Consider the following 18,212-nt stretch of genomic DNA (forward strand, 5'->3'; position numbering starts at 1 on the left):
AAGGGTACCAAAGAACTGGCTGGCATATCGCCGACATGCCGCTGGCTTTGGCGGCCCCTGTCTTTGGAGGCAAGGCTGAGCCGGAGGGCTTCAGTCGCCTTTGCGCACCAGCGATTCCAGCTTGCCGTACTGCGGCAGTGCGCCTTGCCGCGCCTTGGCGCGCAGCCCACGCGCGGCGCGGAACAACATGAACGACACGAATCCCAGGAACACCGCGGGGAAAAAGGCTTCGATCTCGTAATGCTCGCGGTTGATGGCCTCGAGCACGGTGGACACGGCATTCCAGGCCAGCAGCGCGGCCACGACGGTCAGCACGAAGGCGACGCGGCGATGCGAGGCCAGCTTGGCCAATTGCGCCGACGCCTCGGGCGAGCCCGCCGCGAAGCCGCCGGGCGTGCCGCGCGGCGGCCGGGGCACCGGCTTGGCGGCGGCCGGCTTGGTGTCGTTGCGGCCCCAGCCCGTATCCCACTGGCTGGCCTGCGGCCCGCCCGGCACGGCGTCGGGAAACTGCTGCTCCTGGTGGACGATGGCCTGGCGGCGAGTCTTCTTCTCGGCACGGGTGGGCTTGATGACCTGGCCGGGCGCCTGCATGCCGGTGCGGCCCAGCGCCTCGACGTAGCTGGCGAAGTCGCCGTTCTTGGGTTCTCCGGGCAATGTCATGGCAGGGATTCCGGTCAATTGCCGCGGCGCTCGGCCACGGGACGGCGCTTGCGCATCAGCATCGACAGCAGGCCGCCGCCGATCACGATGGATGCCAGCACGCCGACCGCCAGCGTCAGTTGCTGGGCCTCCTGCGCGGCGCCCAGGCCGCGCGCGGTCAGGTAGCCGGGCGCCAGCATCAGCGGCAGCCACAGCACGGCCGACAGCACGTTGGCCGCCTGGAAGCGCCAGTGGTCCATGCGCATCACGCCGGCCACGGTGGGCACGGTGGAACGCAGCGGCCCCAGGAAGCGGCCGATCACCACCGAGGCGAAGCCGTACCGCCAGAAGAACAGGCGCGCCCGCGCCACGTTGGCGCGCTGGCGGTTCAGCGGCCAGCGGCGCAGCACGCCCGGCCCCATCCAGCGGCCGATGGCGTACGAGATGGCGTCGCCGACCACGGCGCCCGCCACGCCCCAGGCCAGGATGCTCCAGGGCGCCAGCGTGCCCGAGCCGATCAGGCCGCCGGTGATCAGCAGCAGGGCGGTCGCCGGAATGAACAGGCCGACCACCAGCAGCGATTCCCCCAGCGTCAGCAGGAAGGTGATCAGCCCCGCCCATTCCTGATTGGCCTGGATGAAGTCGCCGATCTGTTCGATGTAAGTGTCCATATGTGGGTGCAAAGCCTGAGCGTCCTGTATCTTAACGCCTGCCCGGAGGGGCCGCGCGGGGCGGCCGGCGGGCGCGCGCAAGGGAGTTCGCGGCGGGCCCGCGGCCGGGTGTAAAACACCCCCTGTCAGAGGGGTGTCGGGCGCCGCCCGCCGGATCCGGCGCATTTTCGGGATTGAAGTCTTCATGGATTCGTTGACGCAGGCGGTGCTGGGCGCCGGCATACAGGGCGCGGTGCTGGGACGCATGCAGGGGCGCCGCGCGCTGCTGTACGGCGCCTTGCTGGGCACGCTGCCCGACCTGGACGTGCTGGTGCGCTATGCCGACCCGGTGTCGTCCATGACGTACCACCGTGGGTTTTCGCATTCGGTGTTCGTGCTGAGTGCGCTGTCGGTCGTCATGGCGTGGCTGATCCGCAGGCGGTGGCCGCAGGCGCCGTACGGCCCGTGGCGGCTGCTGCTGGCCATCTGGCTGGTGCTGATCACGCATCCCGTGCTCGACGCCTTCACGGTCTACGGCACGCAGCTGTTCTGGCCGCTGGCCTGGACGCCCGAGAGCTGGTCGGCGGTCTTCATCATCGATCCGGTCTACACGCTGCCCATGCTGTTCGCCGTGCTGGCGGCTGGCATCGCCGGGGTCACCGTCCGCACGCAGCGGGCCATGGCGGCCACGGTGGTGTTCGGGGCGCTGTACCTGCTGTCGGGGCTGGCGGGGCGCTGGCAGGCCGAGCAGCGCGTGCTGGCCGAGCTGGGCCGGCAGGGCATGCAGGTCGACCGGGTCATCGGCACGCCCATGCCCTTCAACACGCTGCTGTGGCGCGTGGTGGCCGCCACGCCCGACGGCGACTACTACGAAGCCGTCAGCGGCTGGTTCGACCGCGCGCCGCCCGAGACCCTGCGCCTGCCGCGCCACACCGACCTGGCGGCCGCGCTGGCCGACGTGCCGCTGCACCAGCGGCTGCGCTGGTTCACCGACGACTGGCTGCGCTACGACGCCCTGGGCGACGCACTGGTGGTGACCGATCTGCGCATGGGCGTGGCCGGCTACTACACGTTCCGTTTCGTGATGGCCGAGCGCGGGGCCAACGGGCAGTGGCAGGCGGTCACGCCCTATCGGTGGCCCAGCGACCGAGGCGGCGGCGAGCAACTGCGTCGCATGGTGGACCGTGTCGTCGACGGCCTGCCGCTGCCGCTGGCCACGTGGTCGGAGCAGGCGCTGCACTGAGCGTGTCGGCCCGCATCCATGCGGGCGGCCGGGTGTCGCAGTTCCGGGTGCAGGACCTGCAGTTCCGCCGCGCCAGCAGAAATGAAGAAGGCCCGCGACTCATGTGTCGCGGGCCTTCGTTTTTCGTCGCAGCGGGGGCCTTGGTCAGGGCTTGCGAGGCAGCCGGGCCGCGATCTCGGCCACCAGCCGGCGCGCCGCGTCCAGCTTGGGCGCGGCGGGCAACGGATGCACGCCGGCTTCATCGAACAGCACCAGTTCGGTGGTGTCCGCGTCCATCACCTTGTGCGCCAGGTTGCCCACCAGCAGCGGAATGCCCTTGCGCTGGCGCTTGGACTCGGCGTGTTCGGCCAGCTTCTCGGTCTCGGCGGCGAAGCCCACGCACCAGGGGCCATCGGCCATGCGCGCCACTTCGGCCAGGATGTCGGGATTGGGTTCGAATTCCATCACGGGGGCGCCGCCGCCCTCGGAGGTCTTCTTCAGCTTCTGCTCGCTGACGTTCTTGATGCGCCAGTCGGCCACCGCGGCCACGGCCACGAAGACGTCGGCGTCGGCGGCGCTGGCCATCACGGCGTCGCGCATCTGGCGCGCCGTCATCACCTGCAGCGCGGTGACGCCGCGCGGCACGGGCAGGGCGGTGGCGCCGGTGATCAGCGTGACCCGCGCGCCGGCCTCGTGCGCGGCGCGCGCCAGCGCATAGCCGGTCTTGCCGGACGAGCGGTTGCTCAGCACGCGCACCGGGTCGACCGGCTCGGACGTGGGGCCCGCCGTCAGCAGCACGTGGCGGCCGGCCAGCAGCTTCGGCTGGAACGAGGCGATCAGGTCGGACAGGATCTCGTGCGGCTCGAGCATGCGGCCGCTGCCGGTCTCGCCGCAGGCCTGCTCACCGGCGGCCGGGCCCAGCACGCCGATGCCGTCGGCGCGCAGTTGCGCCACGTTGCGCTGCGTGGCCGGGTTGGCCCACATCTCGCGGTTCATCGCGGGCGCCACCAGCAGCGGACAGGCGCGCGCCAGGCACAGCGTGGACAGCAGGTCGTCGGCCAACCCATGTACCAGCTTGGCCATGAAGTCGGCGCTGGCCGGCGCGATCAGCACCGCGTCGGCGCCGCGTGTCAGGTCGATGTGCGCCATGTTGTTGGGCACGCGCGCGTCCCACGCGTCGACGAAGACCGGCCGGCCCGACAGGGCCTGCATGGTGACGGGCGTGATGAAGTGCGTGGCCGCCTCGGTCATGACGACGTCGACGACGGCGCCCTGTTCGGTCATGCGGCGCACCAGCTCGGCGATCTTGTAGCAGGCGATGCCGCCGGTCATTCCGATGACGATGCGTTTGCGGGCGAGGTCTAGCATGGCGGTGCGGCTCAGTAGGGGGTCATGCCATTATGCAGGCTATGCGCCCGCGGTGCGCGCCTTGCGGGCGCGCAGGATCTCGTCGAGCACCAGCAGCACCGCACCGCACGTGATGCCTACGTCGGCCAGGTTGAAGGCCGGATAGTACCAGTCGCGCCAGTAGAACAGCAGGAAGTCCACGACGTGGCCATAGGCCACGCGGTCGATCACGTTGCCCAGCGCGCCGCCCATGATCATGGCCAGTGCCAGGCAGAAGCGCGGCTGGCCCTTGGTCCGGCGCAGCAGCCAGGTGATGAAGACGGCCGCGCCGATGCCCAGCAGCGTGAACAGCCAGCGCTGCCAGCCTTCTTCCTTGGCCAGGAAACTGAAGGCTGCGCCGCGGTTGTACATCAGCGTGAAGTCGAAGAACGGCAGCACATTCAGGCGCTGGCCGTACGAGAACGCGTTGTCGAAGTACAGCTTGGTCGCCTGATCGAACACGATGATCAGGGCGGCCAGGCCGAGCCAGCGCCCCAGGTTGGAGCGGGCGCCGTCGTCGGTGGTGGCTGCCGGGACCATGGTCAGGCCTTCTCGCGCGGTTCGCCCGCGCCGAACAGGTTGGCCACGCAGCGCCCGCAGATCTCGGGATGCTCGGCATCGGCACCGACGTCGTCGCGCCAGTGCCAGCAGCGCTCGCACTTCCGGTGCGAGGACGGCGTGATCTGCACCTGCAGCTCGCCGTCGCCTTCGTGCACCGTGGCGCGCGAGACGATGAGCACGAAACGCAGGTCGCCCGCCAGGCTGGCCAGCCATTCGCGGTCTTGCGCGGTGGCGCGCACGTCGACCTCGGCCTGCAGCGACGAGCCGATGTTGCCGGCCGTGCGCACCTCTTCCAGCTTGCGCTGCACCTCGGCACGGATGGCGCGCAGGCGCGTCCACTTGGCCGTCAGGGCCTGGGCGTCGTCGTACGCGGGCAGCACGTGATAGACCTCGGTGAAGATGGTGGCGCGGGCCGCCTCGCCCAGGTGCTTCAGGGTCGACGCGCCCAGCAGCTTCCAGGCTTCCTCGGCCGTGAACGACAGGATCGGCGCCATCAGCTTCAGCAGCGTCTGCGTGATCTCCAGCAGCGCCGTCTGCGCCGAGCGGCGCGCGCGGCTGCCGGCGGCCGTGGTGTACAGGCGGTCCTTCAGGATGTCCAGGTAGAACGCGCCCAGGTCTTCCGAGCAGAAGGTCTGCAGGCGCGAGACGGCCGGATGGAAGTCGTAGCGCTCGTAGTTGGCCAGCACGTCGGCCTGCATCTGCGCCGTCATGGCCAGCGCGTAGCGGTCGATCTCGAACAGCTCGGCGTGCGGCACGGCCTGAGTCGCCGGGTCGAAGTCGGCCACGTTGGCCAGCAGGAAGCGCAGCGTGTTGCGGATGCGGCGGTAGCCCTCGACCACGCGCTTGAGGATCTCGTCGGAGATCGACAGCTCGCCCGAGTAGTCGGTGGAGGCGACCCACAGGCGCAGGATCTCCGCGCCCAGCGAGTCGGACACCTTCTGCGGCGCGATGACGTTGCCGACCGACTTGCTCATCTTGCGGCCCTGGCCGTCGACCACGAAGCCGTGGGTCAGCAGCGCCTTGTAGGGCGCGCGGCCATACAGCATGCAGCCGGTCAGCAGCGACGAATGAAACCAGCCGCGATGCTGGTCCGAGCCTTCCAGGTACAGGTCGGCGGGCCAGGCCAGCTGTTCGCCGTGCGAGCCGCCCAGGTCGTGGTCCTTGCCGCCCAGCACCGTGGCGTGCGTGGTGCCCGAGTCGAACCACACGTCCAGCGTGTCGCGGTTCTTCTCGTACTGGTCGGCCTCGTCGCCCAGCAGGTCGCGCGGGTCCAGGCTCTGCCAGGCCTCGATGCCGTGCTGTTCGACGCGTTGCGCGATCTGCTCGAGCAGTTCGTCGGTGCGCGGATGCAGCGCGCCGGTTTCCTTGTGCACGAAGAAGGCCATCGGCACGCCCCATTGGCGCTGGCGCGACAGCGTCCAGTCGGGACGGTTGGCGATCATGGCGTGCAGGCGCGCGCGGCCCCACGCGGGGTAGAAATCGGTGGCGTCGATCGCGGCCAGCGCGGTCTGGCGCAGCGGCGCGTTGCCGTCGTTGGGTTGCACGTCCATGCCCGCGAACCACTGGCTGGTGGCGCGGTAGATGATGGGCGTCTTGTGGCGCCAGCAGTGCATGTAGCTGTGCGGCAGCTTCACCACGTGCATCAGCGAGCCGGCTTCCTTCAGCGTCTCGGTGATCCTGGGGTTGGCCTCCCAGATCGACAGGCCGCCGAACAGCGGCAGGCTGGGCACGTACTTGCCGTCGCCCATCACGGGGCTCAGGATCTCGTCGTCGCGCACGCCGTGTTCCTTGCAGGACACGAAGTCTTCGATGCCGTAGGCGGGCGCCGAGTGCACCAGGCCCGTGCCGGCGTCCAGCGTGACGTAGTCGCCCAGGTAGATGGGCGAGGTGCGGTCGTAGCCGGCGTCGACGTGGGCCAGCGGGTGGCGCATGCGCAGGCCGGCCAGCGCCGCGCCCTTGGCGGTGGCGATGACCTCGCCCTGCAGGCCCCAGGTCTTCAGGCATTCCTCGACGCGCTCGGCGGCCAGCAGCAGCAGCGGGCCGTGCGCCGGCGCGGGCGTGGCGCGCACCAGCACGTAGTCGAAGTCGGGATGGGCGTTCAGCGCCTGGTTGGACGGGATGGTCCAGGGCGTGGTGGTCCAGATCACCGCGGCGCCGTCTTCCACCGAGCTGAGCCCGAAGGCGGCGGCCAGCGCGTCGCGGTCGGCGAACGGGAAGGCCACGTCGATGGCCGGATCCACCCGGTCGGCGTACTCGACCTCGGCTTCGGCCAGCGCCGAGCCGCAGTCGAAGCACCAGTTCACCGGCTTCAGGCCGCGGAACACGTAGCCCTTCTTCAGGATGCGCCCGAGCGCGCGGATCTCGTCGGCCTCGTTGCTGAAGTTCATGGTGAGGTACGGACGATCCCAGTCGCCCAGCACGCCCAGGCGCTTGAAGTCCTTGCGCTGGCGGTCGATCTGCTCCAGCGCATAGGCGCGGGCACGCGACTGCACTTCCGCCACGGGCAGGTGCTTGCCGTACTTCTTCTCGATCTGGATCTCGATCGGCATGCCGTGGCAGTCCCAGCCCGGCACGTACTGCGCGTCGAAGCCCGCCATGTTGCGGCTCTTGACGATGATGTCCTTCAGGATCTTGTTGACCGCGTGCCCGATGTGGATGTCGCCGTTGGCATAGGGCGGGCCGTCATGCAGCACGAAACGCGGGCGGCCATCGCTGGCGGCGCGGATCGCCTGGTAGATGCGGTTTTCTTCCCATTCGGCCACCCAGGCCGGTTCCCGCTTGGCGAGATCGCCGCGCATGGGGAAGGGAGTGTCGGGCAGGTTGAGGGTGTTTTTATAGTCCATGAACGGCAAAATAGGCGCGCGCGTTTCGCGCGTCTTCGGCGATGGCGGCAGTCAGGGAGGGGAGGTCGGGAAATTTCTCTTCGTCCCGCAGCTTGTGCAGGAATTCGATGCGCACGAGTTTACCGTAAGCGTCGGCCGGGCCATCGAGCAGATGCGACTCGAGCAGCACGCGGCCGTGGTCTTCCACGGTCGGACGCACGCCCAGGCTGGCCACGGCGGGCCGCGGCCCGTCGCCCAGGCCCAGCACGCGCACCACGTAGATGCCCGAGCGGGCCGCGCAGCGCGGCGCCACGCGCAGGTTCATCGTGGGATAGCCCAGCGTGCGGCCCAGCTTCTGGCCATGGATCACGTGCCCGCTGATGTGGAAAGGATGCCCAAGCAGGTCCTGCGCGCGTTCCAGGTCGCCCACGGCCAGCGCGGTGCGCACCTCGGAACTGGATATGCGGTGGCCCTGGCGGTCGGTCACGTCGGACAGCGTGTGCACCTCGAAGCCGTGGTGGGCGCCGGCCTCGCGCAGCAGGTCGATGTCGCCGCTGCGCTTGGCGCCGTAGCGGAAGTCTTCGCCCACCAGCAGCCAGCGGGTCTGCAGCCCATTGACCAGCAGGTCTTCGATGAAGGCATTGGCGGACATGCCGGCCAGCCTGGCGTTGAAGCGCTCGACCACGACCCGTTCGATGCCCGCGCGCGCCAGGGCCGAGAGCTTGTCTCGCAGGCCGAAGATGCGGGTGGGCGCCAGCTCGGGGCGCTGGTTCAGGGCGGCGAAGTACTCGCGCGGGTGCGGTTCGAACGTCATCACCGCGGGCGCGAGCCCGCGGGCTTGCGCCTCGCGGCGCAGGCGCGACAGGATGGCCTGGTGGCCCAGGTGGACGCCGTCGAAATTGCCGATGGTCAGGGCGCACGGGGTGCGCCGGGCCGGCGGGGGCAGGTAGCGATAAATGCGCAGCGTAGGTTTCACGAGCAACAGTTTACAATTTCAGGTTGCCTTGCTCATGGAAAGCCCCATCTTGCCGGATTTCTCCGCCGATTCCCCGCCCGCCGTCCAGCCTGCGGGCAGCGTGCGCCGCCGCCTCGTCCTGCTGATCTCGGGCCGCGGCAGCAACATGCAGGCGCTCGTCGACGCCTGCCGCGCCGAAAGGTGGCCCGCGGACGTGGCCGCCGTCATCAGCAGCCGTCCCGATGCCGCCGGCCTGGACTGGGCACGCGCCCAGGGCATCGCCACGCAGGCCGTCAGCCATAAGGACTATCCCAGCCGCGAGGCCTTCGACGCCGCGCTGGCCGCCGCCATCGAATCCTACCAGCCCGACTACGTGCTGCTGGCCGGCTTCATGCGCGTGCTGACCCCCGGCTTCGTTGCCCGCTACGCCGGCCGGCTGGTCAACATCCATCCCTCCCTGCTGCCGGCTTTCCCCGGCCTGCACACGCATGCCCAGGCCATTGCCACCGGCGTGCGCGTGCATGGCTGCACCGTCCATTTCGTGACGCCGCTGCTGGACCACGGTCCGATCATCGCCCAGGGCTGCGTGCCCGTGCTGGCCGATGATACGCCCGAGGCCCTGGCCCAGCGGGTCCTGCAGGTCGAACACCTGGCCTATCCGGCCGCGGCCCGCTGGCTGGCCGAAGGCCGTGTCAGCCTGGCGGCCGACCAGCGGGTAGACGTCGCGGGCGACCCGCCCCGCCTGTTCATGCTCGAGTCTTGCCGATGACCAAATCCTCTTTCCCCCGTTCCCGTTCCGGCCGCCCCGACCCCTCGGGCGACGGCCGCCGGCCCGCCCGTTCGTCCGGCGGACCGCGCCGCGCCGAGGGCGACCGTTTCCGCCCGGACGGCGACCGGCCGTCGCGCCCGTCCTCGGGCCAGCAGTCCCCGGGCCACCCCCCCGCGGCCCGGCCCGATCGCCCGCGCGTACCCCTGGCCGCGATCCGCGTGGACCAGGTCCAGCGCGTGTTGGGCGAGCTGCTGCAATGGACCTATCCGGCCGATGCGACGCTGTCGCACTGGCTGCGCGCCCATCCCAACCTGGGCGGACGCGACCGCGGCGAGATCGCCGAAGCGGTCTATGACGTGCTGCGCCACCTGCGCCGCTATCGCCGCATGGCCGAGTCCGGCATCGGCCCGGCCTCGCGCCGGCTGGCCATCCTGGGCCTGGCCGCCACGCTGGGCCAGGACAACCTGGCCGAGGGGCTCAGCCACGCCGAGGCGGAATGGCTGCGGCACGTGCTGCGCATCGACCCTGCCACGCTGCCGCGCGCGGTGCGCGCCAGCATGCCCGACTGGCTGGACGAGCGCCTGGGCGCCATGCCCGAGCCCGAGCGCCTGATGCAGGCGCTGAACCGTCCCGCCTCGCTGGACCTGCGCGTCAATCCGCTGAAGGCCGAGCGCGACGCCATGCTGGCGGTGTTGCAGAACGGTCCGGCGGCGCAATACGATCCGCGGCCCATGCCGCATTCGCCCTGGGGCATCCGCGTCGCCGGCCGCCCCGCGGTCAATCGCTGGCAGCTGTTCGAGGACGGCAGCCTGGAAGTGCAGGACGAGGGCAGCCAGTTGCTGGCGCTGCTGGTCGGCCCCAAGCGCGGCGAGATGATCATCGACTTCTGTGCCGGCGCCGGCGGCAAGAGCCTGCTGCTGGGCGCGCTGATGCGCTCCACCGGCCGCCTGTACGCCTTCGACATTTCCGCCGCGCGCCTGGCACGCGCCAAGCCGCGCTTTGCCCGCAGCGGCCTGTCCAACGTGGTGCCGGTGGCGATCGACGGCGACAACGACGCGCGCGTCAAGCGCCTGGCCGGCAAGGCCCAGCGCGTGCTGGTCGACGCGCCGTGCAGCGGCATCGGCACGCTGCGCCGCAATCCCGACCTGAAGTGGCGCCAGCACCCCGAGTCGCTGGTCGAGCTGTGCGCCTTGCAGCACCGCATCCTGAAAAGTGCGGCGCGCTGCGTCGCGCCCGGCGGCCGGCTGGTCTATGCCACCTGCAGCCTGCTGGAAGAGGAGAACGCCGCGCAGGCCGAGCGCTTCCTGGCCGAGCATCCCGATTTCGAACGCGTGGACGCGGCGGAGCTGATCAAGAACCGTTGCCCGGACCTGGAACTCGACGGTCCCTACATGCAGCTGCGCCCGGACGTGCACGGCACCGACGGCTTCTTCGCGGCGGTTTTCGAACGCCGCAAGGCGTCCGCCAAGCCGGCCAGGCAGCCGGCGGAAGGCGCTGCGGCGGCGACGCAAGGTGCAGCCGCCGGCGAAGCCGCGGATGCCGCGCCGGCGGACGGCCTGGTTGACGAGATCCTGGGTGACGAGCCCGACGCGGGCCTGGCGCCGGACGAGCCGGATGCCGTCCACGCCGGCATGACGGCCGATACCGCGTCGCAGGGCCTGGCCGGGGACGACGACGAGTCGTTGGGCGAAGACGACACTCGCACGGACGCGCCGAAGTCATGATCGAGGGCCGAAGCAGGGAAGTGCCGCCTGTCTCGGCATTCGAGACCGCCCTGCGCCGGGCCGTTCAGTGCCTGGGCAGCGGCGGCGCCACGTTCACCATCGAGCTGAACCGCTCCGGCTCGGGTCCGCGGCGCTGGTAGCGCACCTGCCAGGCCACGGTGTCCATGCCCGGCTTGTCGGCCTGGTACAGGACTTGCGCAATGGTCACCAGCTTGGCCGGGCATCGTCCGAAGCCCGACGCCGGTTTCTGGGTCCGCACGATGATGGCCTTGCCCAGTATTGCCTTCTGGGTGATGCGCACGCGCGGCGCGCTCAGGACCTGGCAGCTCTCGGCGTCCACCTCGTAGTAGGTGGCCAGTACCACCTGGCCGCCGCTGGCGACCTGGACCTGGGCCCAGGCGGACGCGCTGGCGCCCCACAGCAGCAGGGGTGCCAGACGGCGGAGGACGGAAGCAAGCGGCATGGGAAAAAGTGCGTGGAGTACGTAGTTCCCGCACTTTATCGCGGTGCCGCTTATGTAGCAAAATGTTGGAACCGCGCCACGGACGTTGGGTTTTACATCGCGGGGCGCGCATGGGAAGGCAGGGGCTTAGTCCTTGATTTATCTCAAGAACCTTTTTGAAACCCCACTGTCATAAGAACACCGGGTAGGCTAAACTGCATCGGTAACCATACTTACGAGGCTCCCTCAAGCTTTATGGATCAAGTCCTTACCTTTTTGTCCGGCGGTCTGACCCAAGCCCATTGGTGGCAGATCGTCGTGTTCGCCCTGGTGGTCACGCACATCACGATCGTGTCGGTCACGGTGTTCCTGCACCGTAGCCAGGCGCACCGGGGCCTCGAACTGCATCCCGCGGTCATGCACTTCTTCCGCTTCTGGCTGTGGCTCACCACGGGCATGGTCACCAAGGAATGGGTCGCCATCCACCGCAAGCACCACGCCAAATGCGAAAAGGAAGGCGATCCCCACTCGCCCATGCTGTTCGGCATCTGGAAGGTGCTGTTCCGCGGCGCCGAGCTGTATCGCGTCGAGTCCGACAACCGCGAAACCATGGCCAAGTTCGGCCATGGCACGCCCGACGATTGGCTCGAGCGCAACCTCTATTCGCGCCGCAGCCTGATGGGCGTGCTGATCATGCTCGGCATCGACCTGGCGCTGTTCGGCGTCATCGGCGTCACCGTCTGGGCGGTCCAGATGGCCTGGATCCCGTTCTGGGCGGCCGGCGTGGTCAACGGCATCGGCCACTACTGGGGCTATCGCAACTACAACAGCCCGGACACCAGCACCAACGTGTTTCCGTGGGGCATCATCATCGGTGGCGAAGAGCTGCACAACAACCACCACGCCCACGGCACGTCGGCCAAGTTCTCGGCCAAGTGGTACGAATTCGACATCGGCTGGTGCTACATCAGCGCGCTGCGCTTCCTGGGCCTGGCCAAGGTAAAGAAGGTCGCGCCCAAGTTGAAGCTCGATCCGTCCGCCAAGGCCATCGACCAGCGCACGCTGCAGGGCGTCATCACGCACCGCTATGAAGTCATGGCGCGCTATGCCGACGTCATCAAGGACGCCGCCCGCGAAGAACTGGCCAAGCTGAAGACGTCGCGCCGGAAGGGTAGCGCCGACTGCCGCTGGACCATGCTGCACCGCGTGCGCCGTTCGCTGCATCGCAATGAAGACATCCTGCAGCCCGAACAGCTGGCCGCGGTCGACCAGGCCATCGCCCAGAACCAGTCGCTGGCCACGCTGGTGCAGATGCGCCGCGAACTGGGCCGCCTGTGGGAAAGCTCCAGCGCCAGCAGCGAACAGTTGCTGAACGACCTGCAGGCCTGGTGCCAACGCGCCCAACATAGCGGTATCTCCGGGCTCGAGCAGTTCGCGCTTCGTCTGCGCCGCTACGCGGCATGATGCTGGACAAGCTCAACCCCGAACAACGCGCCGCCGTCACGCTCGAACCGCAGCACGCCCTGGTACTCGCCGGGGCGGGCAGCGGCAAGACCCGGGTGCTCACCACCCGGATGGCCTGGCTGATCCAGACCAGCCAGGCCAGTCCCTACGGACTGCTGGCCGTCACCTTCACCAACAAGGCCGCGCGCGAGATGCTCACGCGCATGACGGCGATCCTGCCCATCGATCCGCGTGGGCTCTGGATCGGCACGTTCCACGGCCTGTGCAACCGCATGCTGCGCGCGCATCACCGCGATGCCGGCCTCCCGCAGACCTTCCAGATCCTCGATACCACCGACCAACTGGCCGCCATCAAGCGGCTGCTCAAGGCCAACGGCATCGACGACGAGAAATATCCGCCGCGCGACGTGCAGCGCTTCATCAATGGCTCCAAGGAAGACGGCCTGCGGCCTGCCGACGTCGAAGTCTGGGACAACGACAGCCATCGGCGCCGCCTGATCGACCTCTACCAGCTGTACGAGGCGCAGTGCCAGCGCGAGGGCGTGGTCGACTTCGCGGAATTGCTGCTGCGCGCCTACGAGCTGCTCAGCCGCAATGCGCCGGTGCGCGAGCACTACCAGCGACGTTTCCAGCACATCCTGGTCGACGAGTTCCAGGACACCAACGTCCTGCAGTACAAATGGCTGCGCCTGCTGGCGGGCGGCGGCGCCCGGATCTTCGCGGTCGGCGACGACGACCAGTCGATCTATGCCTTCCGCGGCGCCAACGTCGGCAACATGGCCGACTTCGAGCGCGACTATGCGCACGGCAACGTCATCCGCCTGGAGCAGAACTACCGTTCGTACGGCCATATCCTGGATGCGGCCAATGCGCTGATCAGCAACAACGGCGGCCGCCTGGGCAAGAATCTCTGGACCGACCAAGGCGAAGGCGAGCCCGTGCGCATCGTCGAGCAGCCCAGCGACGGCATGGAAGCCCAGTGGCTGGTGGACGAGGTGCGCGCCCTGATCAACGACGGCCGCGCCCGCCGCGAGATCGCCGTGCTTTATCGCAGCAATGCGCAGTCACGCGTCATCGAGCACGGGCTGTTCTCGGCCGGCATCCCGTACAAGGTGTACGGCGGCCTGCGCTTCTTCGAGCGCCAGGAGATCAAGCACGCGCTGGCTTACCTGCGCCTGATGGCCAATCCCAACGACGACACGTCCTGGATGCGGGTGGTCAACTTTCCCACGCGCGGCATCGGCGCGCGCACGCTCGAGCAACTGGCCGACGCGGCGCGCGCGAACGACAGCAGCCTGTACGGCGCCGTCGGCATGGTGCCGGGCAAGGGCGGCGCGAACCTGCTGCAGTTCGCCCAGCTCGTCGGCCGCATGGCCGACGAAACGCGCGAGCTGCCGCTGCCCGAGCTGGTCGAGCACATGCTGGCCGCCAGCGGCCTCATCGAGCACTACAAGACCGAGCGCGAAGGCGCCGAGCGCCTGGAGAACCTCAACGAATTGATCACCGCCGCGGCGGTGTTCGCGTCCGAAGAGAACTACGACGGCCTGCCCGCGGGCGTGGTCCCGCAGGTCCAGGCCCCGCAGGGCGAGGCGGGCGAGGTCCCGGCCGCCGACGGCCTGACGCCGCTGGCCGCCTTCCTGTCGCATGCCGCGCTCGAGGCCGGCGACAACCAGGCGCAGCAGGGCCAGGACGCCGTGCAGCTGATGACGGTGCACTCGGCCAAGGGCCTGGAGTTCGATGCGGTGTTCATCACCGGCCTGGAAGAGGGCCTGTTCCCGCACGAGAACAGCATCCTGGAGCAGTCCGGGCTGGAGGAAGAGCGGCGCCTGATGTACGTGGCCATCACGCGCGCGCGCGAACGCCTGTATATCAGCCTGGCCCAAAGCCGCATGCTGCATGGGCAGACGCGCTATGCGATGCGCTCGCGGTTCCTGGAAGAGATTCCCGAGGAACACGTGAAGTGGATCACGCCGCGCGCCGCGCTGCCCTCGGCCGCGCGCGAGGCCGCGTGGAGCGGCAACTGGGGCGGCGACGCGTTCGGCCGCAAGGCCACGGGCGCCATCGCGCCGCGTGCGCCGCGCGGCACGGCCAGCGGCGTCACGGTGGGCGACAAGGAGTTCCGCATCGGGCAGGGCGTGCGCCATGCGCGCTTCGGCGACGGCACCATCATCGGGCTGAGCGGAGCGGGACAGGATGCCCAGGCCCAGATCCAGTTCCGGGATGTGGGGGCCAAGACGTTGGCACTGGGGATTGCCAAGTTGGACATCGTCCAGGGGTAACGGTATCGGCGGCGGTCGCCGGATTGCGGCGGTTGTCTCTTTGAAGGCGTCCTCGCTGAGGGCGCGCGGCCCGAGCCGGGCAAGTCGGTCGGCTCGGGCGCGCCATCAGGCGCCCTCGGCCCTTTCGGGGCTTCCCTCACTCCAATTGCCCGGCTCGGGCCGCGCACATCAACGAGGACTTGCGTCAATGGAATGCATCGGATCCTGATTCCCTGACGCCTGGTGTTGCCGCTGGATAGCGTGCGTCCGCAGGGTATGCGCTTCATGCAGCGGGGGCGTCCTGGTGCAGGGAGAGAGAGGAGGCTTGCCGCGTTCGGCGCAATTGGGCCCGGCTTGGTCAACGTACCGGCCGCTCTCCGTCCGGTGTGCTGCGATGATGTCGGCAGGCTGCTTCGCGCATCATCGCCAGCCATGCAGCCGGCCTGGCCGCACGCAGGGAAACGCAGGGAGGCGTACGCCTCCCTGTTTGCATCACGCCGGCGACTTGTCGATGTCTTCCAGGGATTCCTGGATCTCCAGCCACTGCTCCTCCAGTTCGTCGACCTTCTTGCCCAGTTCGCCGTGCTCGGCCATGACCTGCTGGCGTTCGGCGCGGCGGGCGTCGGAATAGAAGTCGGGGTCGGCGATCAGGGCGTCCAGGGTCTGCATGCGCAGCCGCGCCTTCTCCATCTCGGTCTCGACCTTGGCCAGGCGTGCTTCCAGCGGCTTGCGCAGGGCGGACAGGCGTTGCCGCTGTTCGGCCTCCAGGCGCTTCTGGGCCTTGCGGTCGACCACCGGCGCGGCGGCCGTGCCGCCCGCCGCGCGGGCGGCTTCCGCCTTTTCTGCGCGTTCGGCGGCGGTGCGGGTGGCCAGCCAGTCGCGGTAGTCTTCCAGGTCGCCGTCGAACTCGCGGACCTGGCCGTCGGCCACGATCCAGAAGCTGTCGACGGTGGTGCGCAGCAGGTGCCGGTCGTGCGAGACCAGCAGCATGCTGCCCGAGAACTCGGCCAGCGCGGCGGCCAGGGCCTCGCGCGTTTCGACGTCCAGGTGGTTGCTGGGTTCGTCCAGCAGCAGCAGGTTGGGCTTCTGCCAGACGATCAGGGACAGCGCCAGGCGCGCCTTCTCTCCCCCCGACATGGGGCCGACCTTGCTCAGCACGGTCTCGCCCGAGAAGCCGAAGCCGCCCAGGTAGTTGCGCAGCTCCTGCTCGCGCACCTCGGGCGCCATGCGCGCCAGGTGCTGCAGCGGGGTGCTGTCCAGGTCCAGCATGTCGAGCTGGTGCTGGTGGAAATAGCCGATGGCCAGGCCGCGCGAGGCGCGGCGTTCGCCGGCCTGCACCGGAATCTCTTCGGCCAGGGTCTTGATCAGCGTGCTCTTGCCCGCGCCATTGGCGCCCAGCACGCCGATGCGGCTGCCGGCGCGCACCATCAGCGTCACGTCGCGCAGGATGGGCGCTTCGGGATAGCCCGCCGAGGCGTGCTCCAGCACCAGCAGGGGATCCGGCGTGTGCTCGGGCGAGGGGATGCGGATGTCGATGCCGGCCTCGGCGTGCAGCGGCGCGCGCGCCTCCATGCGCGCCAGCGCCTTCACGCGGCTTTGCGCCTGCTTGGCCTTCGAGGCCTTGGCCTTGAAGCGGTCGATGAAGCTCTGCAGCCGCGCCGCTTCGCGGTTCTGGCGCTCGTAGGCCACGTTGGCCTGGCGCAGGCGCTCGGCGCGCTGCGTGACGAAGTCTTCGTAGCCGCCGCGATAGCGCACCAGCTTGGCGTGGTCGAAATGCAGCACCGCGCGCGCGACCGCGTCCAGGAACTCGGTGTCGTGCGAGATCAGCAGCACGGTGCCCGGATAGGCGCCCAGCCATTTCTCGAGCCACAGCATGGCGTCGAGATCCAGGTGGTTGGTGGGTTCGTCCAGCAGCAGCAGGTCGGACGGCGCCATCAGCGCGCTGGCCAGCGCCAGCCGCATGCGCCAGCCGCCCGAGAAGCTTTCCACCGGCCGCATCCATTCGTCCGGCGCGAAGCCCAGGCCGGCCAGCAGCTGTTCGGCGCGCGAGGCGGCATCCCAGGCGCCGGCCTCGGCCAGTTCGGCCTCGACCTCGGCGATCTGCGTGCCCTGATCGGGCGACAGCGCCGCGCGTTGCGCCTGCAGCGCGCGCAGGTGGCGGTCGCCGTCGATGACGAACTCGCGGGCCGGTTGCGTATCGGCCGCGATCTCCTGCTTCACGCTGGCGATGCGCCAGCCGGCGGGCAGGTCCAGCGTGCCGGCGTCGGCGTCCAGCGTGCCGGTCAGCAGGCCGAACAGCGACGACTTTCCGGCGCCGTTCTTGCCGACGATGCCGACGCGCTCGCCGGGGTGCACGACGAATTCAGCGCCGTCCAGCAGCACCTTGGTGCCGCGGCGCAGGGTCAATCCAGAAGCACGTATCACAGTTGTTCGCGGGTCAGCAGCAGGATCTGGTTCGAGGTCTCGGCGCTGTCCAGCCACACCGGGTCCAGGTGCGGGAAGGCGTCGACGAAGTTCTCGTATTCATGGCCGATCTCCAGCACCAGCACGCCTTGCGGGGACAGGAAGTCCGGGGCCCGCGCAAGAATGTTGCGCACCACGTCCATGCCGTCCGCGCCGCCCGCCAGCGCCATGGCCGGCTCGTGGCGGTACTCGGGGGGCAGGGCGTCCATCGAATCGCTGTTCACGTAGGGCGGGTTGCAGACGATGACGTCGTACTGGCACGCGGGCAGGGCGTCGAACAGGTCGCCCTGGTACAGCGCCAGCCGGTCTTCCAGGCCATAGTCGGCCACGTTGCGGCGCGCGACTTCCAGCGCGTCCGGCGACAGGTCGACGGCGTCGACCTGTGCGTCGGGGAAGGCCAGGGCCGCCAGGATGGCCAGGCAGCCCGAGCCGGTGCACATGTCCAACGCGCGCTGCACCTGGCCCGCATCGGGCACCCAGGGCGACAGCCCGGTCTCCAGCAGTTCCGCGATGGGCGAGCGCGGCACGATGACGCGCGCGTCGACGTAGAAGCGATGGCCGCGCAGCCACGCCTCGTTGGTCAGGTAGGGCGCCGGCACGCGGTCGGCGACGCGGCGGTCGATCAGGCCCAGCACGCGCTCGCGCTCGTTGGGCAGCACGCGGGCGTCCAGGAAGGGTTCGAGCGTGTCCAGCGGCAGGTGCAGCGCGTGCAGCACCAGGTACACGGCCTCGTCGTAGGCGTCGTCCGTGCCGTGGCCCAACACTGCGTGCGAGGCGTTCAGGCGCGATACGGCATAGCGCACCAGATCGCGCACGGTTTGCAGTTCGATACGGGCTTGAGCAGCGACCATAAGGCC

Annotated in this window: 14 protein-coding genes; 5 read left to right on the plus strand and 9 right to left on the minus strand. The window is 69.4% G+C overall.

The genetic code is table 11. The annotated features are described in order from the left end of the window. Positions 1-90: 90 nt before the first annotated feature. Positions 91-660 (minus strand): hypothetical protein, encoded by a 570-nt coding sequence (locus FS845_RS09330; RefSeq protein WP_144633409.1) that lies wholly within the window; start codon positions 658-660, stop codon positions 91-93. A gap of 14 nt (positions 661-674) precedes the next feature. Next, positions 675-1,310 carry a DedA family protein gene (locus FS845_RS09335; protein WP_144633412.1) on the minus strand — a complete coding sequence of 212 codons (636 nt, stop codon included), beginning with the start codon at positions 1,308-1,310 and terminating at the stop codon, positions 675-677. Between the two features lie 184 nt (positions 1,311-1,494). Here FS845_RS09335 and FS845_RS09340 point away from each other — a divergent pair, with 184 nt between their 5' ends. Next, a complete protein-coding gene (locus FS845_RS09340; RefSeq protein ID WP_144633415.1) occupies positions 1,495-2,532 on the plus strand; it encodes a metal-dependent hydrolase in 1,038 nt (345 codons plus the stop codon). Between the two features lie 144 nt (positions 2,533-2,676). Here the strand turns inward: FS845_RS09340 and coaBC are convergent, their stop codons facing one another. The 4 genes from coaBC to FS845_RS09360 are packed head-to-tail and all read right to left on the minus strand — an operon-like array spanning position 2,677 to position 8,256. Then, positions 2,677-3,879 (minus strand): bifunctional phosphopantothenoylcysteine decarboxylase/phosphopantothenate--cysteine ligase CoaBC, encoded by a 1,203-nt coding sequence (coaBC, locus tag FS845_RS09345; protein WP_144633417.1) that lies wholly within the window; start codon positions 3,877-3,879, stop codon positions 2,677-2,679. Positions 3,880-3,918: 39 nt separating this feature from the next. Next, the gene (gene lspA, locus FS845_RS09350; RefSeq protein WP_144633420.1) at positions 3,919-4,437 is read right to left on the minus strand and encodes a signal peptidase II; all 519 of its coding nucleotides are present in this window, start codon (positions 4,435-4,437) and stop codon (positions 3,919-3,921) included. 2 nt (positions 4,438-4,439) lie between these two features. Continuing rightward, positions 4,440-7,301: an isoleucine--tRNA ligase gene (gene ileS / locus FS845_RS09355; RefSeq protein WP_144633423.1), complete on the minus strand. Its 2,862-nt coding sequence runs from the start codon at positions 7,299-7,301 to the stop codon at positions 4,440-4,442. Beyond that, positions 7,291-8,256, minus strand: coding sequence for a bifunctional riboflavin kinase/FAD synthetase (locus FS845_RS09360; protein WP_144633426.1), 966 nt, complete (start codon positions 8,254-8,256; stop codon positions 7,291-7,293). Before FS845_RS09360 ends, ileS begins: the two co-directional genes overlap by 11 nt. Positions 8,257-8,401: 145 nt before the next feature. Here FS845_RS09360 and purN point away from each other — a divergent pair, with 145 nt between their 5' ends. Both purN and FS845_RS09370 read left to right on the plus strand, forming a co-directional pair. Next, positions 8,402-9,004 (plus strand): phosphoribosylglycinamide formyltransferase, encoded by a 603-nt coding sequence (gene purN, locus FS845_RS09365; RefSeq protein WP_260986245.1) that lies wholly within the window; start codon positions 8,402-8,404, stop codon positions 9,002-9,004. A 236-nt stretch (positions 9,005-9,240) separates the two neighbouring features. Continuing rightward, on the plus strand, positions 9,241-10,728 hold the full coding sequence (locus FS845_RS09370) for an RsmB/NOP family class I SAM-dependent RNA methyltransferase (protein WP_144634554.1): 1,488 nt from the start codon (positions 9,241-9,243) through the stop codon (positions 10,726-10,728). Between the two features lie 64 nt (positions 10,729-10,792). Here the strand turns inward: FS845_RS09370 and FS845_RS09375 are convergent, their stop codons facing one another. Further along, positions 10,793-11,191 (minus strand): hypothetical protein, encoded by a 399-nt coding sequence (locus tag FS845_RS09375; RefSeq protein ID WP_144633433.1) that lies wholly within the window; start codon positions 11,189-11,191, stop codon positions 10,793-10,795. A gap of 234 nt (positions 11,192-11,425) precedes the next feature. Here FS845_RS09375 and FS845_RS09380 point away from each other — a divergent pair, with 234 nt between their 5' ends. Then, positions 11,426-12,634 (plus strand): fatty acid desaturase, encoded by a 1,209-nt coding sequence (locus FS845_RS09380; protein WP_144633437.1) that lies wholly within the window; start codon positions 11,426-11,428, stop codon positions 12,632-12,634. Then, positions 12,631-14,913, plus strand: a complete 2,283-nt coding sequence (locus FS845_RS09385; RefSeq protein ID WP_144633440.1) for a UvrD-helicase domain-containing protein — start codon at positions 12,631-12,633, stop codon at positions 14,911-14,913. The genes FS845_RS09380 and FS845_RS09385 overlap by 4 nt, the downstream gene beginning before the upstream one ends. A gap of 471 nt (positions 14,914-15,384) precedes the next feature. Here FS845_RS09385 and FS845_RS09390 read toward each other — a convergent pair whose 3' ends face one another. Together FS845_RS09390 and prmB are read right to left on the minus strand one after the other, a co-directional pair. Beyond that, positions 15,385-17,316: an ABC-F family ATP-binding cassette domain-containing protein gene (locus FS845_RS09390; protein ID WP_144633442.1), complete on the minus strand. Its 1,932-nt coding sequence runs from the start codon at positions 17,314-17,316 to the stop codon at positions 15,385-15,387. Continuing rightward, complete coding sequence (prmB, locus tag FS845_RS09395; RefSeq protein WP_144633444.1) at positions 17,313-18,206, minus strand: 50S ribosomal protein L3 N(5)-glutamine methyltransferase; 894 nt, start codon at positions 18,204-18,206, stop codon at positions 17,313-17,315. The genes FS845_RS09390 and prmB overlap by 4 nt, the downstream gene beginning before the upstream one ends. Positions 18,207-18,212: the final 6 nt, after the last annotated feature.

It is taken from the genome of Bordetella genomosp. 13 (genome assembly GCF_007679965.1).
GTDB lineage: Bacteria > Pseudomonadota > Gammaproteobacteria > Burkholderiales > Burkholderiaceae_B > Bordetella.

Bases quoted from the DNA above. Each gene is read 5' to 3' on its own strand.
- FS845_RS09335 (WP_144633412.1), bottom strand. From the start codon at position 1,310: ATGGACACTTACATCGAACAGATCGGCGACTTCATCCAGGCCAATCAG.
- FS845_RS09385 (WP_144633440.1), top strand. From the start codon at position 12,631: ATGATGCTGGACAAGCTCAACCCCGAACAACGCGCCGCCGTCACGCTC.
- prmB (WP_144633444.1), bottom strand. From the start codon at position 18,206: ATGGTCGCTGCTCAAGCCCGTATCGAACTGCAAACCGTGCGCGATCTG.
- ileS (WP_144633423.1), bottom strand. From the start codon at position 7,301: ATGGACTATAAAAACACCCTCAACCTGCCCGACACTCCCTTCCCCATG.
- coaBC (WP_144633417.1), bottom strand. From the start codon at position 3,879: ATGCTAGACCTCGCCCGCAAACGCATCGTCATCGGAATGACCGGCGGC.
- FS845_RS09340 (WP_144633415.1), top strand. From the start codon at position 1,495: ATGGATTCGTTGACGCAGGCGGTGCTGGGCGCCGGCATACAGGGCGCG.
- purN (WP_260986245.1), top strand. From the start codon at position 8,402: ATGCAGGCGCTCGTCGACGCCTGCCGCGCCGAAAGGTGGCCCGCGGAC.
- FS845_RS09330 (WP_144633409.1), bottom strand. From the start codon at position 660: ATGACATTGCCCGGAGAACCCAAGAACGGCGACTTCGCCAGCTACGTC.
- FS845_RS09380 (WP_144633437.1), top strand. From the start codon at position 11,426: ATGGATCAAGTCCTTACCTTTTTGTCCGGCGGTCTGACCCAAGCCCAT.
- lspA (WP_144633420.1), bottom strand. From the start codon at position 4,437: ATGGTCCCGGCAGCCACCACCGACGACGGCGCCCGCTCCAACCTGGGG.
- FS845_RS09375 (WP_144633433.1), bottom strand. From the start codon at position 11,191: ATGCCGCTTGCTTCCGTCCTCCGCCGTCTGGCACCCCTGCTGCTGTGG.